The organism is Cohnella phaseoli, assembly GCF_003386235.1.
GTDB classification, from domain to species: domain Bacteria; phylum Bacillota; class Bacilli; order Paenibacillales; family Paenibacillaceae; genus Cohnella; species Cohnella phaseoli.
This window is the reverse complement of sequence record NZ_QRDZ01000024.1, coordinates 1-15,635: the sequence shown is the minus strand read 5'-3', so window position 1 is coordinate 15,635 and position 15,635 is coordinate 1. Positions and strand designations below refer to the sequence as shown.

At 57.3% G+C, this 15,635-nt stretch carries 12 protein-coding genes; all 12 read left to right on the top strand.

All coding sequences use genetic code 11. The annotated features are described in order from the left end of the window. Positions 1 to 12: 12 nt before the first annotated feature. Positions 13 to 1,941, top strand: coding sequence for a stage V sporulation protein D (locus DFP98_RS25480; RefSeq protein ID WP_116063453.1), 1,929 nt, complete (start codon positions 13 to 15; stop codon positions 1,939 to 1,941). Positions 1,942 to 2,035: 94 nt separating this feature from the next. Next, the gene (locus DFP98_RS25475) at positions 2,036 to 3,523 is read left to right on the top strand and encodes a UDP-N-acetylmuramoyl-L-alanyl-D-glutamate--2,6-diaminopimelate ligase (protein WP_116063452.1); all 1,488 of its coding nucleotides are present in this window, start codon (positions 2,036 to 2,038) and stop codon (positions 3,521 to 3,523) included. Further along, positions 3,520 to 4,935: a UDP-N-acetylmuramoyl-tripeptide--D-alanyl-D-alanine ligase gene (locus DFP98_RS25470; RefSeq protein WP_116063451.1), complete on the top strand. Its 1,416-nt coding sequence runs from the start codon at positions 3,520 to 3,522 to the stop codon at positions 4,933 to 4,935. The genes DFP98_RS25475 and DFP98_RS25470 overlap by 4 nt, the downstream gene beginning before the upstream one ends. 4 nt (positions 4,936 to 4,939) lie before the next feature. Further along, positions 4,940 to 5,902 (top strand): phospho-N-acetylmuramoyl-pentapeptide-transferase, encoded by a 963-nt coding sequence (gene mraY / locus DFP98_RS25465; RefSeq protein ID WP_116063450.1) that lies wholly within the window; start codon positions 4,940 to 4,942, stop codon positions 5,900 to 5,902. A gap of 16 nt (positions 5,903 to 5,918) precedes the next feature. Beyond that, positions 5,919 to 7,364, top strand: coding sequence for a UDP-N-acetylmuramoyl-L-alanine--D-glutamate ligase (murD, locus tag DFP98_RS25460; RefSeq protein WP_116063449.1), 1,446 nt, complete (start codon positions 5,919 to 5,921; stop codon positions 7,362 to 7,364). A gap of 45 nt (positions 7,365 to 7,409) precedes the next feature. Beyond that, on the top strand, positions 7,410 to 8,507 hold the full coding sequence (spoVE, locus tag DFP98_RS25455; protein WP_116063448.1) for a stage V sporulation protein E: 1,098 nt from the start codon (positions 7,410 to 7,412) through the stop codon (positions 8,505 to 8,507). Positions 8,508 to 8,512: 5 nt separating this feature from the next. After that, a complete protein-coding gene (gene murG, locus DFP98_RS25450; RefSeq protein WP_116063447.1) occupies positions 8,513 to 9,622 on the top strand; it encodes an undecaprenyldiphospho-muramoylpentapeptide beta-N-acetylglucosaminyltransferase in 1,110 nt (369 codons plus the stop codon). A 145-nt stretch (positions 9,623 to 9,767) separates the two neighbouring features. After that, on the top strand, positions 9,768 to 10,673 hold the full coding sequence (murB, locus tag DFP98_RS25445; protein WP_116063446.1) for a UDP-N-acetylmuramate dehydrogenase: 906 nt from the start codon (positions 9,768 to 9,770) through the stop codon (positions 10,671 to 10,673). A gap of 16 nt (positions 10,674 to 10,689) precedes the next feature. Beyond that, complete coding sequence (murA, locus tag DFP98_RS25440; RefSeq protein ID WP_116063445.1) at positions 10,690 to 11,964, top strand: UDP-N-acetylglucosamine 1-carboxyvinyltransferase; 1,275 nt, start codon at positions 10,690 to 10,692, stop codon at positions 11,962 to 11,964. A 123-nt stretch (positions 11,965 to 12,087) separates the two neighbouring features. Continuing rightward, a complete protein-coding gene (locus DFP98_RS25435) occupies positions 12,088 to 12,828 on the top strand; it encodes a cell division protein FtsQ/DivIB (protein ID WP_181917943.1) in 741 nt (246 codons plus the stop codon). Positions 12,829 to 13,062: 234 nt separating this feature from the next. Continuing rightward, a complete protein-coding gene (gene ftsA, locus DFP98_RS25430) occupies positions 13,063 to 14,313 on the top strand; it encodes a cell division protein FtsA (RefSeq protein ID WP_116063443.1) in 1,251 nt (416 codons plus the stop codon). A 51-nt stretch (positions 14,314 to 14,364) separates the two neighbouring features. Continuing rightward, positions 14,365 to 15,510 carry a cell division protein FtsZ gene (gene ftsZ / locus DFP98_RS25425; RefSeq protein WP_116063442.1) on the top strand — a complete coding sequence of 382 codons (1,146 nt, stop codon included), beginning with the start codon at positions 14,365 to 14,367 and terminating at the stop codon, positions 15,508 to 15,510. The last annotated feature ends 125 nt before the right edge of the window (positions 15,511 to 15,635 follow it).

The following is a 15,635-nucleotide window of genomic DNA, read 5'->3' as shown; positions in this document are numbered from 1 at the left end:
TAAGGGGGTTTTATCGTGAAAAAGATATCGCAGGTGACAGTCCGCAAACGACTGTATATTGCGCTTGTGTTCGCCGTGTTCGCTTTTGCCGCGCTTGTCATCAGACTCGGCTACGTGCAGCTGTGGGCCGGCGGCGAGATTGCGAAGAAGGCCGAGGAATCCTGGCGGCGGAACATTCCGTTCGAGGCGAAGCGCGGCGAGATCGTGGACCGCAACGGAGTCCGGCTTGCCTATAACGTCAGCTCCCCGACGATCTACGCCGTCCCGGTGCAGATCAAGGACAAGCGTACGACGGCTAGATTGTTGGCCGGGCCGTTGGGCATGACCGAAGATCAACTGTTCGAGAAATTGTCCAAACGGGCCTCGAGCGTCGAGCTGAAGCCGGGAGGGCGGAAAATGACGACGGAGAAGGCGCAGGAAATTCGCAATCTCGGTCTGCCCGGCATCGTGGTGACGGAAGACAACAAGCGTTATTATCCATACGCCAGCTTGGCCTCCCATGTGCTTGGTTTTACGGGCAGCTATAATCAGGGATTGACCGGCCTTGAACTGAAATACGACCAGCGCCTGACGGGGCTAAGAGGGAGCGTCTCCTATTTATCGGACGCCGCCGGGCGCAAGATGCCGCAGTCTTCGGATCAATACGTGCCGCCGCAGGACGGGCTTACGCTGCAGCTGACGATCGATCAGACGATCCAGTCGGTCGTGGAGCGAGAGCTGGATCAGGCGGTGCTGCAGTATCAACCGGACGGCGTCATCGCCATCGCGATGAATCCGAATACGGGCGAAGTATACGCGATGGGCAGCCGGCCCACGTTCGAGCCCGCCAACTACCAGGAGGTTCCGGCGGAGGTCTACAACCGGAATTTGCCGATCTGGATGACGTACGAGCCGGGCTCTACCTTCAAAATCATTACGCTCTCCGCCGCGCTTGAGGAGAAGAAGGTGAATCTGGAGCACGAGCGCTTTTACGATCCGGGCTACATCGAAGTGGCCGGTGCGAAGCTGAGATGCTGGAAGCCTGGCGGCCACGGCAGCCAGACGTTTCTCGAGGTCGTGGAAAACTCCTGCAACCCCGGCTTTGTTACGCTGGGCAACCGCCTGGGCAAGGAGAAGCTGTTTTCGTATATTAAAGATTTCGGCTTCGGAGCAAAGACGGGCATCGATCTGCAAGGGGAAGCGACCGGCATTTTGTTTATGCTTAAGCAGGTCGGGCCGGTCGAGCTCGCGACGACTTCGTTCGGCCAAGGCGTGTCGGTGACGCCGATTCAGCAGATCGCCGCCGTGTCGGCGGCGATTAACGGAGGCAAGCTGTATAAGCCGTTCGTTTCCAAGTCGTGGATCCAGCCGGAGACCGGCATTCTTCTCGAGGAGACGAAGCCGGAGCTCGTTCGTCAGGTCGTCTCGGAGGAAACGTCCAAGAAGGTGCGCGAGGCGCTGGAGAAGGTGGTTGCGCAAGGGACGGGGGGGAAAGCCTTCCTGAACGGCTACCGGGTCGGAGGCAAAACGGGAACGGCGCAGAAGGTGGTGGGCGGTCGCTATTCCAAGAACGAGCACATCGTATCGTTCATCGGCTTCGCACCCGCCGACGATCCGCAGTTGATCGTCTACGTCGCCGTAGACAATCCGCAGGGCATTCAGTTCGGCGGCGTCGTTGCGGCGCCGATCGTTCGCAATATTATGGCGGACGCCTTGCCTTATCTGGGGGTCGAGCCGCGCAGCAATCAAGTAGAGAAGGAATACAAGTATGGCGAGCCGCGCACCGTAACCGTGCCGAATCTCGTCGGCAAGACGGTGTCCGACATTTACGAGGATATGAATTCGAACTTCCAGCTGTCGGCTTCGGGTAGCGGATCGACGGTCGTGCGACAAGCTCCCGCTGCCGGAGCAAGGGTGGAGCAAGGGTCGGTTATCCGAATTTATCTCGGTGCGGCGGATTAAACTTTGCTCATCCTCTTGAATGAAGACCGCTCGTTGGACCATAATGATTGTACGCTATATCGGCCCTATCAGGCCGTCAGGAGGCCTATTTCCAATGAAACTGCTCGAACTCTCTCAACAATTGCTGCTTGCCCGGATCGTCGGCGACGATTCCGTCGACATTCGAAGCCTGGAGGCCGACTCTCGCAAGGCGGGGCCGGGCTGCCTCTTCTTCTGTCTTCCCGGCCATACGGTGGACGGACACGATTACGCCGAACTGGCGCTGGCGCAGGGAGCGGCGGCGCTTGTCGTCTCGCGCGAGCTGCCGGTCGCCGCGCCGCAGCTTATCGTGCCGGATACCCGGCGCGCCCTGGCTCAAATCTCCGACTATTATTACGGTCGTCCTTCCCATAAGCTGAAGCCTGTAGGCGTGACGGGCACGAACGGCAAGACGACGACGACATATTTGATCGAGCGCATATGGGCGGACGCGGGCGTCTCTGCCGGCGTGATCGGTACGATCGAGACCCGCTACGCGGGCCGGAGCTTCCCGATGTCGGGAACGACGCCCGACGTGCTGGAATTGCAGAAGATATTGCATGGCATGGTTGAAGCCGGCACGCAGCGCTGCGTTATGGAAGTGTCCTCGCACGCGCTTCACCAGGGTCGTGTGCGAGGCTGCGATTTCCGGACGGCGATCTTCACCAACCTGACACAGGACCATCTCGATTACCACGGCACGATGGAGGCGTACGAAGCGGCCAAGGGGCTGTTTTTCTCGCGGCTCGGCAATGTGTACTCCGACGATGCCGGCGAACGCAAATTTGCGGTGCTGAACGCCGACGACAGTGCATCGGCCCGCTTCGCCCAGTTGACCTCCGCAGAGGTGCTGACGTACGGTATTGAGAACGAGGCCGACCTGCGCGCTTCCCATGTCGCGATAACCGCTGCGGGCACGTCCTTCCGTCTCGATTCTCCTTTCGGCAGTCGGCCGGTGAATCTGAAGCTCGTCGGCAAGTTTAATGTATATAACGCGCTTGCGGCGCTGGCAGCAGCTCTGTGCGAAGGAATCGGCTTGGATGCGGCCGTCAACAGCCTGGAGAGCATTGCGGGCGTTCCCGGACGCGTGGAGCCGGTTGACGCCGGACAACAGTACGCCGTCATCGTCGATTATGCGCATACGCCCGACGGACTCGAAAATGTGCTGAACACGGTGAAGGAGCTTGCGACGGGAAAGATCATCTGCGTCTTCGGCTGCGGCGGCGACCGCGACGCCAAGAAGCGCCCGATCATGGGACGAATTGCGGCAGAGCTGGCCGACGACATTATCGTGACGAGCGATAACCCCCGTACGGAGGACCCGAATCTCATTCTGCGAGACATCGAAGCGGGGCTAAAGGAAGCGGGCGTTGCGGCTGCGAGCTATGAGCTAGAGCCCAATCGGCGCGCGGCGATCGAAAAAGCGGTTGATCGGGCAAGCCCCGGCGATGTAGTATTGATTGCGGGGAAAGGCCATGAGACTTACCAGATCATCGGTCGGGAAACGCACGATTTCGACGATCGCCTTGTGGCGAAAGAAGCGATAAGGAGTCGGATGCGGTGATGCAGGCAACAGTTCGGCAAATGGCCGATTGGGTCGGCGCGTTGGAGATTGTCGGCGATACGGCCGTTGGCGAGGAGCGGCTCCTGTCCGGCGTATCGACCGATACGCGCAGCATTCGTCCGGGTCAGTTGTTCGTTCCTTTGAGGGGAGAACGGTTCGACGGACATGATTATATCATTACGGCAAGCGAGGCGGGGGCGGCAGCCGCGCTGTGGGACGCTGCGGTTCCGCAGCCGGAAGGCTTGGATCTTCCGCTCATTCTCGTGCCGGACACGCTGGAGGCGCTGCAGCGGCTGGCTTCGGCTTATTTAAGCGAGCGGCTTACTGCCGCGAAAGTGGTGGCGATCACCGGCAGCAACGGCAAGACAACGACCAAGGACCTGATTGCGTCCGTATTGGCGACATCGTTTCTTGTACATAAAACCGAAGGCAATTACAATAATCATATCGGGCTTCCGCTTACGATTCTAAGTGCGCCGGCGAATACCGAAGCGCTTGTACTGGAGATGGGGATGAGCGGCTTTGGGGAAATATCCTTGCTCACCCGGCTGGCCCGCCCGGACATCGCGGTGATTACGAATATCGGCGAGTCGCACTTACTTCAGCTCGGCTCGCGGCGAGGGATCGCCCAGGCGAAGCTGGAAATCGCCGAAGGGCTGAAGCCGGGCGGCGCGCTTGTTTATTGCGGCGACGAGCCGCTGCTTGCGGAAGCGCTGGCGGAGCGGCCTGTAACCGAGGGGACGAAGCTGATCACGTTCGGCGAGAACGCCGGCAGCGACTGGGTCGCGCGCTACGTACGCGTGACGGCGGAGGGAACGCGGTTTACGGCGACGGGCGAGCTGGAGACGGCATTCGAGCTGCCGATCCCCGGGCGGCATAATGCGGTAAACGCGCTGGCCGCGGTAGCCGTGGGCCGCTTGCTGGGCCTGTCCGCGGAAGCGATCGGCGAAGGGCTTAAGATGACCAAGCTGACGGGGATGCGCATCGAGCGGAGCGCCGCCTGGAACGGGGCGGTCATTCTCAACGACGCCTACAACGCCAGCCCGACGTCGGTCAGGGCGGCAATCGATCTGGTGGCGGAGCTGTCCGGCTATCGCCGCAAATGGGTCGTGCTTGGCGATATGCTGGAGCTCGGCGACGGCGAACTGGAGCTGCACGACGACATTGGGCGCTACCTGGATCGCTCCAAGGTGGATCGGGCGCTGCTGTACGGACCGCGATCCAAGCAAATTTACGAGGAAGCGCGCACAAAATTTGAAGATCAAGACGTTCTCTATTTCGACGACAAGAAAGTTCTTGGCGAGTATCTGCTCGCCGAGCTTTCTCCGGACGATCTAGTGCTCGTCAAAGCATCGAGGGGCATGAAAATGGAAGAAATCGTAACGACGCTGCAAAGAGGGGGCGGACAGTGACGGCATGGACTACACATCGGTATTATGGACGTTAGGCGTATCCTTTGTGCTGGCGGTGCTGATCGGACCTCTGTTCATTCCGCTTTTGCGCAGACTGAAATTCGGACAGCAGGTTCGCACCGACGGACCCGAGTCCCACTTGAAAAAATCGGGAACGCCGACGATGGGCGGCATTATTATTCTAGTTGCGCTCACGATCGCGTTCCTTCGCTTTGCCGATCGCGGCCCTCAGTATTGGGCGCTGATCGTCGCTTGCTTAGGCTTTGGCCTGATCGGTTTTCTCGACGATTACATCAAAATCGCGCTTAAAAGGTCGCTGGGTTTAACCGCGAAACAAAAGCTGCTTGGCCAATTGCTGTTTTCCGCCATCTTCTGTTGGATCTTGATCGATATGGGCCACAGCACCGTCGTGAGCGTTCCCGGCACGGATTGGTCTTTGGACTTCGGCTGGGCATACTATTTATTGGTAGTCGTCATGTTCCTCGGCGCGACCAATGCCGTCAATTTCACGGACGGCTTGGACGGACTGCTGGCCGGGACAAGCGCCCTCGCATTCGGGGCGTTCGCCATCGTTGCCGTGGAGGCGGCTCAGCCTCAATCGGCTGTGTTCAGCGCCGCGGTTGTCGGAGCGGTGCTCGGCTTCCTCGTCTACAACGCGCATCCCGCCAAAATTTTTATGGGAGACACGGGATCGTTAGGCTTGGGCGGAGGCATTGCGGGAATCGCGATTTTGACGAAGACGGAGCTGCTGCTCGTCGTCATCGGCGGCGTGTTCGTGCTTGAGATGCTGTCCGTCATTATTCAAGTCACTTCGTTTAAGACGAGAGGCAAGCGGGTATTTAAAATGAGCCCGATTCATCACCATTTCGAACTGTCGGGCTGGTCCGAATGGCGCGTCGTGACAACCTTCTGGTTTGTCGGACTGCTGTTGGCGGGCGCCGGACTGTTGTTGTTCAAAGCGAGCTAAAGGAGTTTTAACGCGAATGATGCAGCTGACTAATTACCGCGGACGGCAAGTCGTCGTCCTCGGTCTGGCGAGAAGCGGCGTAGCCGCCGCCAAACTGTTCCACGACGTCGGCGCGAACGTCGTCGTGAACGATAAGAAGGAGCGGGATCAATGCCCCGAAGCCGACGAATTGACGGCTTTGGGCATTTCTGTTGTGTGCGGGCATCATCCGGACGGGCTCGTAACGGAGTCAACGGCGCTGCTTGTCAAAAATCCGGGCATTCCGTACACTGCGCCGCCGATTGTCGAAGCGCTCCGGCTTGGCGTGGAGGTGGTAAGCGAGGTGGAGGTGGCGGGGCAACTGTCGCCTGCGCCGATTGTAGGTATTACCGGCTCCAATGGCAAGACGACAACGACGACGCTGACCGGCGTGCTGCTCGAAGAGGCGGGCCTTAAGCCGCTCATAGCCGGCAACATCGGACGCCCGCTTAGCGAGGCGTCGCTGGAGGTCGAGCCGGACGGCTGGCTGGTTGCCGAGCTAAGCAGCTTTCAACTGAAAGGCACAACCGATTTTCGGCCTCGTATCGCCTGCCTGCTGAACGTGGCTGAGACGCATCTGGACTATCACGGCTCGATGGAAGACTATGTCGACTCCAAGGCGAAATTGTTCGAAAATCAAACCGCTGACGATATTTCCGTCTACAACGAGGATGACGAGACCTGTCGGCGTCTGGCGGCTTCCTTCAAGGGCCGCGCCTTCCCGTTCTCCGTTACGAGAACGCTCAAGGCAGGCGTGATGATCGATCCGCCGTATGCGGCCATTCGTCCGGCGGAGGATGAAGCCGAAGACGAAGAGGATGCCGAGCGTTGGATCGTCAGTCGGGACGGCAACGGCACGGAACGGCGTATCCTGCGCGTTGCCGAGCTGGGCATTCCGGGACGGCATAACGCGGCTAACGCGTTGGCGGCGATTGCTATCGCACTGGCGGCCGGCGCCGAGCCGGAGCGGCTCGTGGAGCCGCTGCGCGCTTTCCGCGGCGTGGAGCATCGTCTCGAATACGTCGGCACGTTCGGCGGCGTAAAGTATTATAACGACTCGAAGGCGACGAACCCGATGGCGACGACGATGTCGATTCTGTCTCTGTCGTCGCCGCTTATTCTGATCGCGGGCGGTCTGGATCGCGGCTCCGACTACATGGAGCTGCTGCCGATTTTCCGCGATCGGGTGAAGGGATTGGCGACGCTTGGCGAGACAAGGGAGAAGCTTGCGCGCGTTGCCGGGCTGGCCGGTTTAACGGATGTGAAAATCGTCGAACCTGTAGAGGACGCCGAGCAAACGCTCCGAAGAGCCGTACAGGAAGCTGCAGCCATGGCCGAGCCGGGAGACATTGTGCTCCTGTCGCCGGCATGCGCAAGCTGGGACATGTTTTCTTCCTACGAGGATCGGGGCCGCATTTTTAAGCAATCGGCGCATACGCTGTAAGAGGGGGCTCGTCCCCACTCTTGCAAATCGCGAGGTGTCCGGTTCATGGCCAAGTCCCGCTCCGTTCCAGATGTATGGATGATCGCCGCAACGTTAGGCATACTGGCCATCGGTGTCGTGATGGTGTATAGCGCCAGCGCTGTGGCGGCTTTTCATGACTACGGGGATTCGTATTACTATGTAAAAAGGCAGCTGCTCTTTGCCGTGCTCGGCATAGCTTCCATGTTCGTAACGATGAATGTAGAATATACGTTCTGGCGCAAATGGGCGGCGCCCGCGCTGCTGATCTGCTTTGGTCTGCTTATCATCGTACTCGTGCCGGGAGTCGGTGTTGTGCGCGGGGGCGCGCGAAGCTGGCTCGGCATCGGCTCGTTCGGCATCCAGCCGTCCGAATTTATGAAGCTTGCGATGATTTTGTTTATTGCCAAGCTGCTGTCCGAGAGGCAAAATCAAATTACCGATTTTACGAAAGGGCTGCTGCCGCCTCTCGGCATTCTGGGGGCGGCGTTCGCGCTCATTATGCTGCAGCCCGATCTCGGAACGGGCACCGTCATGATCGGGGCCGCGTTGCTGGCCATCTATGTCGCCGGGGCGAGATTGTCCCATCTGGCGGGCCTCGCCATGATCGGCGTGGCCGGCCTGGTGGGGCTGATCTTGGCCGCTCCCTACCGGCTGCAGCGGATTACCGCTTTTCTCGATCCGTGGCAGGATCCGCAAGGAGCGGGCTATCAATCGATTCAATCGCTGTACGCGATCGGGCCGGGCGGCCTGGTCGGGCTCGGGCTCGGGATGAGCCGCCAGAAATATAACTATTTGCCCGAACCGCAGACGGATTTTATATTTTCGATTTTGGCCGAAGAGCTCGGTTTTATCGGAGGCTCGCTGCTTATTTTATTGTTCCTGCTGCTCATCTGGCGGGGGATGAGAACGGCCATTACGCTGACCGACCCGTTCGGAAGCTTGCTGGCTACGGGCATCGTCGGCATTTTCGCGGTGCAGGTGCTCATTAACATCGGCGTCGTCATCGGCTTGCTGCCGATTACCGGCGTTACGCTGCCGCTCGTCAGCTACGGAGGCTCGTCGCTTACGCTGCTGCTGACGGCGCTCGGAATTTTACTTAATTTATCCCGTTATTCGAGGTGAAAGAAATGCGCGTCGTGTTGACCGGAGGAGGCACCGGAGGGCATATTTACCCTGCGCTGGCGATCGGCCGGGAAATTTCGGAGAGAGAGCCGGGTTCGTCGTTGCTCTATATCGGCACGAGCCGCGGTCTGGAAGGCCGAATCGTGCCGGAGCAGGGAATCGCGTTTGAAAATATAACGATTACAGGTTTTCGCAGGTCGCTGTCGCTGGAGAACGTGAAAACGGTCATGCGTTTTCTCAAGGGCGTGTCCCGCTCCAAGGAGCTGCTCAGGAAGTTCAAGCCGGACGTCGTCATCGGAACCGGAGGTTATGTATGCGGCCCGGTCGTGTACGCCGCGTCTCGACTCGGCATTCCGACGCTCATCCACGAGCAGAACGTGCTGCCGGGCTTGACCAACAAATTTTTGAGCCGTTACGTCGACGGCGTCGCGGTAAGCTTTAAGGAATCGGAGCCGCATTTTTCGAAATGCCGGAACGTCGTCTACGCGGGCAATCCGTGCGCGACTCGCGTGCTGAAGGCGGATCGCCGCTCGGGCTTCTCTTCGCTAGGATTCGCTCCGGATACGCCGTTCGTGCTGATCGTAGGCGGAAGCGGGGGAGCTCGCGCGCTGAACGAGGCGTTTGTTCGTATGCTGCCGTTGATCGGGAAGCTGCCGGACGTGCACTTTGTGTTCGTGACCGGCGAGAGATTTTACCGGGAAACCGAAAGCGCCGTATCCGCCGCTTTCCAAGGGAATTCCAGCCGAGTGAAGGTGCTTCCGTATATCGCGGGCATGCCTGACGTGCTGGCCGCGTCTTCGCTCTACGTCGGCCGCGCCGGGGCGTCTTTCCTTGCCGAGGTAACGTCGCTGGGGCTGCCGTCGCTGATCGTCCCGTCTCCGAACGTGACGAACAATCATCAAGAAGCGAATGCGAGAAGCTTGATGAACGCCGGAGCTGCGGACATGATTCTCGAACGGAATCTTAGCGGAGAAACGCTGTTCGGAGGCATTGCCGCCATCATGGGCGATTGGAAGCGTCAGCAGGCGATGGCCTCCGCGTCCCGAAGCCTGGGAATGCCGGAATCGGCGTCTATCATTTACAATCAAATCGTGGGCTTACAACGAAAAAAATAAGAGAATGTCCTTCGAAGGGGCCGGCAATTGGGCGTTTGTCACCACCCCCGCCCAGCCGTCATAAGATACAGCGTGATCGTGAATGTCTGACCGGCAGGCAAGGCAGCGGCGCGAGTTCCCGAAGGACTTGGAAGGAGGATGGACCATGCAGCAGTGGATTGCTGAGCTGAAACAGGCGGGAGTCGTTCAGATTCTGGAGAACGAACCGCTGTCCAAACATACGACCTGGAAAATCGGCGGACCTGCGGACGCGCTGATCGTTCCCGCAAACGAAGAGGAGCTCGAGGCAGTACTGCGGCTATGCGCGGTTCACGGAGTTCCGTGGTGCGTGCTAGGCCGCGGATCCAATACGCTGGTATCCGACAAAGGAGTCCGAGGGGCGGTCATCAAGCTTGGCGGCGGTTTCGATGAGCTGCGATTCGACGGCGAGACGGTGGTCGCGGGAGCATCGTACTCGTTCATCAAGCTGTCGGTGATGGCCGGCAAAGAAGGGCTTACCGGCCTGGAATACGCGGGAGGTATTCCAGGATCGGTAGGAGGCGCCGTCTATATGAATGCCGGAGCGCACGGATCGGACATTTCACGTATCTTACAGTCGGCCAGCATCGTGTGGGAAGACGGAAGCAGAGAAGTGCTAGGGAATGCGGAGATGAAGTTCTCCTATCGCCATTCCATTTTGCAGGAGCGCCGAGGCATCGTTACTCGGGCGGAGTTTCGCCTGGCGCAAGGAGACCGCAAGGAAATTGCGGCAGCTTTGGCGACGTACAAGGATCGCAGGCGTCGCACCCAGCCTCTGCAGATGGCATGCGCGGGCAGCGTCTTCCGCAATCCGCCTAACGATCATGCCGCACGGCTGATCGAGGCGGCCGGGCTGAAGGGGCTGCGCGAAGGAGCGGCCGAAGTGTCCCAGATGCACGCCAACTTTATCGTTAACCACGGAGGCGCTAAGGCCGAGGACGTCCTCACCCTCATCGGGAAGGTGCAGCAAATCGTCAAACAAACCTATGGAATAACACTTGTAACAGAGGTTCTCATGATGGGTGAGCGGTAACCCGGAGGTGAATCCCTTGGACAATTTGGTGATTGAAGGCGGGAACCCGCTTTCGGGCACCATCCGTATCCATGGAGCCAAAAATGCCGCTTTGCCGATTTTGGCTGCCAGCTTGCTCGCGGAAGGAGAAGTGACGATCCGCAACGTTCCCAGACTGCTCGATATCGAGGTCATGCTGGATATTTTGCGGGATCTCGGGTGCAAGGCCCGGCATCAGGATACGGTGGTGACAGTCGAAACGACAGTCGCGACATCCTCGCACATTCCGGAGACGCTGATGCGCAAAATGCGTTCCTCGGTGTTTTTGATGGGGCCGCTTCTTGCAAGATTCGGAGAAGTCGAGCTCTATCAGCCAGGGGGATGCGCGATCGGTGAGAGAAAGATCGATTTGCATTTGCGCGGCTTGGCCGCGCTTGGCGCGAGAATCGAAGAAAAGGGCAGCAGAATCGTATGCTCGTCCCGTCGGCTGCAGGGCGCGGAGATCAGCCTGGATTTTCCCAGCGTCGGCGCAACAGAAAATATTATGATGGCGGCTGTTCTGGCGCGCGGCCGGACAACGATCATCGGCGCGGCCAGAGAGCCGGAAATCCAGGATTTGCAGCATTTTCTTAATCGAATGGGCGCGCAAGTTAGCGGAGCCGGAACGGACATGATTACGATCGACGGGGTTGACCGTGTATACGGCTGCGACTTCGAGGTGATCCCCGACCGGATCGTTACCGGAACTGTCATGGTAGCCGCTGCGGCTACCCGAGGAGAAGTAACGCTAGAGAATACGAATCCGAGCCATTTGACCTCTCTTGTTCACGTTCTCCGCCGCGCCGGTGTTCAAATCGAGGTAGGCAATGATATAATGAGAATCGGCGCCTTCAAACGGCCGACAGCGGTAGACCGGATCGTCACCTCGCCTTACCCGGCATTCCCGACCGATATGCAGGCACAGGTAATGACGTTGCTGGCGTTGGCCGACGGGGTGAGCGTGCTGAAGGAGACGGTGTTCGAGGGGCGCTTTAAGCATGTGGACGAATTGTGCCGCATGGGAGCGGACATCCGAGTCGATCTGAACAACGCCTTTATTCGCGGAGTGCCGCAGTTGTACGGCACGACCGTCGAAGCGACCGATCTACGAGCCGGAGCCGCGCTTGTCGTCGCCGGGCTGGTGGCGCAAGGCACAACGGTCGTTGAACAGATTCATCACATCGATCGGGGTTATGACCGAATCGAAGAGATGTTCCAGCGCATCGGCGGCAATATTAAGCGCGAAGTTCACCGGAGCAAAGTGTTCAGCTAACGAACCACAGGAATAGGTCCCGCTGCAGAAGCTTACTTCCGCTGCGGGGCTTCTTAATGAGTTTTATAAAATTGCGTCGTTAGTCATGGGTCTAAAGACACGTCAAAACAAGGGGGAACAATCGTGAGCGAAAAAATTCCCGCGCTGAAGAAGGAGACGGCACAGCCGCGCTCCCGGCGCGGTCAAAGGCTGATTCGGCTGTTAATCGCATTGGCGGCCATCCTCCTAATCGTGCTCTTCTTCCGTTCCCCTTTGTCGAAAATAGGAGAAATTCAAGTGACGGGAAACGAGTTCGTCAGCCGGGAGGAGATTGTCGGAGCGTTGGACATTGCTCCCGGCGACTCATTTTTCTTCCCTGGTATCAGTAAATTGAGACAGCGCGCGAATGAGCTGAAGCCGATAGAAACCGTACTGATCGTCAAAAACTTCCCGGGAGTCGTCAGCGTTGAAGTGAAGGAATATCCGCAGGTGGCCGTTAGACTTTCTACGGATGGAAGCATCTCTGCTATTCTATCGAATGGACTTATGCTGCCTATGCCGAAAGGAAAGCTGCCGGACAAGCCGATATTGTCCGGATGGAAAGCGGACGACGCGAATATGGCGGAACTGTGCAAGGCGCTCGGCGATTTGCCCGGATATTTGTTATCGGATTTGTCCGAGATTCAACCGGATCCGTCGGTCTCCTATCCGAAACGGATCAAGATGTTCACGCGTTCGCGATTCGAAGTGACGACATCAATCGAGCTGTTAAAGGATAAAATCGCTTATTTGAGCGATATCGTGCAAAACCGCGAGCCTGGAAAGATAACGATGTTGGATGTGGACTATTATTCTCCGTATTCCACGGAAATTGTTGCCGAGTAGGCTGCGAAAGCCGATAAACTTAAGGAAAAGGACTCTACTCAATCCTCGAAAAGAATGATAAAATTTCATTTATGGGCAAAAGCGGAGAGTCGCTGAGAAGGCCGAATTACGGCCTTGCCATATAAACTAAAAAAATTGTTGAAAAAAGAGGGAAAACCCTGCGGACGTGGAATATGTAGAGGAAGCATCCCTTGTTCGCGGCCATTTTCATCGATTTACAGGAGGTGCCACCGGTTGAGCAACAATGACCTCATCGTCAGCCTGGATATCGGAACTTCGAAAATCCGGGTGATTATCGGGGAGATCAGCAACGGGGCCATTAACATCATTGGCGTCGGTTCCGCAGATTCGGACGGAATCCGTAAAGGCGCCATTGTCGATATTGACCAAACCGTTCAATCCATCCGTAACGCCGTCGATCATGCAGAACGCATGGTTGGAATAGGAATCAGCGAAGTTTACGTAGGGATTACCGGCAATCACATCGCTTTGCAGAGCAATCACGGAGTCGTAGCCGTTTCCAATGAAGACAGGGAGATTGGCGAAGAAGATATCGAGCGTGTTTTGCAAGCGGCTAAAGTGGTTGCCCTGCCGCCCGAGCGGGAAATTATCGGACTCGTTCCGAAGCAGTTTCTAGTTGACGGACTTGCGGGCATTCAAGATCCGCGAGGCATGATTGGCGTTCGTCTTGAAGTGGAATGCACGATCATTACGGGAACGAAAGCGGCCATACATAACCTGATGAGATGCGTCGAGAAGGCGGGTCTGAAAATATCCGGTTTAATTTTGATGTCGCTGGCTTCGGGAATGATGGCTTTAACGAAAGACGAGAAGCAAATGGGCACCGTTCTTGCGGATATTGGCGCGGGTTCGACGACTTTGGCGATTTTCGAAGGCGGCAGCCTTTCAGCCGTGTCCACGTTGCCGATCGGCGGAGATTACGTGACCAGCGATATTTGCTACGGACTTAAGACCCAGACGGAACACGCGGAGAAAATCAAGCTGAAGTACGGGTGCGCCCGTATAGACGATGCCGCCGAGGATCAGAAGTTCAAGGTAATGAGAGTCGGAAGCAACATGGAGAAGGAATTCTCCCAATTCGACCTTGCGAACATTATCGAGCCTCGCATGCAGGAAATTTTCCAGATGATTCGTCAGGAAGTGAAACGTCTAGGCTATCATGACAAAATCAACGGTTACGTACTGACAGGCGGTTCAGTTTCTTTGCCAAGCGTTCTTCCGCTAGCCCAAATTGAACTGGAATCGAATGTCAGAATCGCAGTGCCGGATTACATCGGCGTTAGGGATCCTTCCTTCAGCAGCGGTGTCGGCATGATTCAGTATGTGACCAAATACGTCAGAACGCGCGGCGCAACCGGACCGAAGCGTACTCCGAAAGCCAAAGCGGCAGCCGGAGGCGCTACAGCGGAACCCAAGCCTGGCATTGTTGAATGGTTCAAAAACATGTTCAAGGAATTTATTTAAGCCGCCGCTTATGAGGAACCATTCATGCGAAGCAAGGAGGAGTTTACTAATATGTTGGAGTTTGATTTTGAGATGGAACCACTTGCAAAAATTAAGGTCATTGGGGTCGGCGGCGGCGGCAGCAACGCTGTAAACCGGATGATCGAGAACGGCGTCAAAGGCGTCGAGTTTGTTACGGTAAACACAGACGCTCAGGCGCTGAACCTTACGAAGTCCGAGCAGAAGCTGCAGATCGGGGACAAGCTGACGCGCGGCCTTGGCGCGGGGGCGAATCCGGAGGTTGGCAAAAAGGCAGCCGAAGAATCCCGAGAGTTTATTACCAATTCGCTGCGCTCTGCCGACATGGTGTTCGTAACGGCGGGGATGGGCGGAGGAACCGGTACAGGGGCTGCTCCGGTCATTGCTGAGCTGGCTAAAGAAAGCGGCGCATTGACAGTCGGGGTCGTTACCCGCCCGTTTACATTCGAAGGCCGCAAGCGTTCGATGCAAGCCGAGATGGGCATCGAAGCGCTGAAAGAGAAAGTCGATACGCTGATCGTTATTCCTAACGACCGGCTGCTCGAAATCGTGGACAAGAAGACGCCGATGCTGGAAGCTTTCCGCGAAGCGGATAACGTCCTTCGTCAAGCGGTTCAGGGCATTTCCGATTTGATTGCCGTTCCCGGTCTGATTAACTTGGACTTCGCGGACGTAAAGACGATCATGTCCGAGCGCGGTTCGGCGCTGATGGGCATAGGGCAAGCCACCGGCGAGAATCGCGCGATGGAGGCTGCTCGGAAAGCGATTATGAGCCCGCTGCTCGAGACGTCGATCGAAGGCGCGCGCGGCGTGATCATGAACATTACAGGCGGATCTAACCTCAGCCTGTACGAAGTGAACGAAGCGGCTGAAATCGTAATTGCCGCATCCGATCCGGAAGTCAACATGATTTTCGGCGCGATGATCGACGACAGCTTGAAGGAAGAAATCAAAGTTACCGTCATCGCGACCGGCTTTGAGCATAAAGGCCCAACTCGCCGTCCGGTAAATCCTTCGGCCGCAGCGACTCAGACGCAGGCTCAGCCCGATCTGACCGGCGGGCATAGCAACGAAAATCGCCAGTCAAACAATTTACGTCCTTTCGGCAACCAAAATGTATCAAGCGACCAATTGGATATTCCCGCATTTTTGAGAAATCGTCCTCGCGGCGACCGCTGACGAATTCTTAAATCATGCAAATAAAGAGGCTGTCTCAAAAGTAAGTTCTAGCTCACTTTTAGAACAGCTCGCTTGAAAAAAAGGTGCCTAATTGAAAAATGACGGCGTTAAGGGTGCTAACCCTG

What these genes read in the sequence shown, in the direction of transcription:
- mraY (WP_116063450.1), top strand. Translation starts at nt 4,940, where the DNA reads ATGGACTACACATCGGTATTATGGACGTTAGGCGTATCCTTTGTGCTG.
- spoVE (WP_116063448.1), top strand. Translation starts at nt 7,410, where the DNA reads ATGGCCAAGTCCCGCTCCGTTCCAGATGTATGGATGATCGCCGCAACG.
- murG (WP_116063447.1), top strand. Translation starts at nt 8,513, where the DNA reads ATGCGCGTCGTGTTGACCGGAGGAGGCACCGGAGGGCATATTTACCCT.
- murB (WP_116063446.1), top strand. Translation starts at nt 9,768, where the DNA reads ATGCAGCAGTGGATTGCTGAGCTGAAACAGGCGGGAGTCGTTCAGATT.
- DFP98_RS25475 (WP_116063452.1), top strand. Translation starts at nt 2,036, where the DNA reads ATGAAACTGCTCGAACTCTCTCAACAATTGCTGCTTGCCCGGATCGTC.
- murD (WP_116063449.1), top strand. Translation starts at nt 5,919, where the DNA reads ATGATGCAGCTGACTAATTACCGCGGACGGCAAGTCGTCGTCCTCGGT.
- ftsZ (WP_116063442.1), top strand. Translation starts at nt 14,365, where the DNA reads ATGTTGGAGTTTGATTTTGAGATGGAACCACTTGCAAAAATTAAGGTC.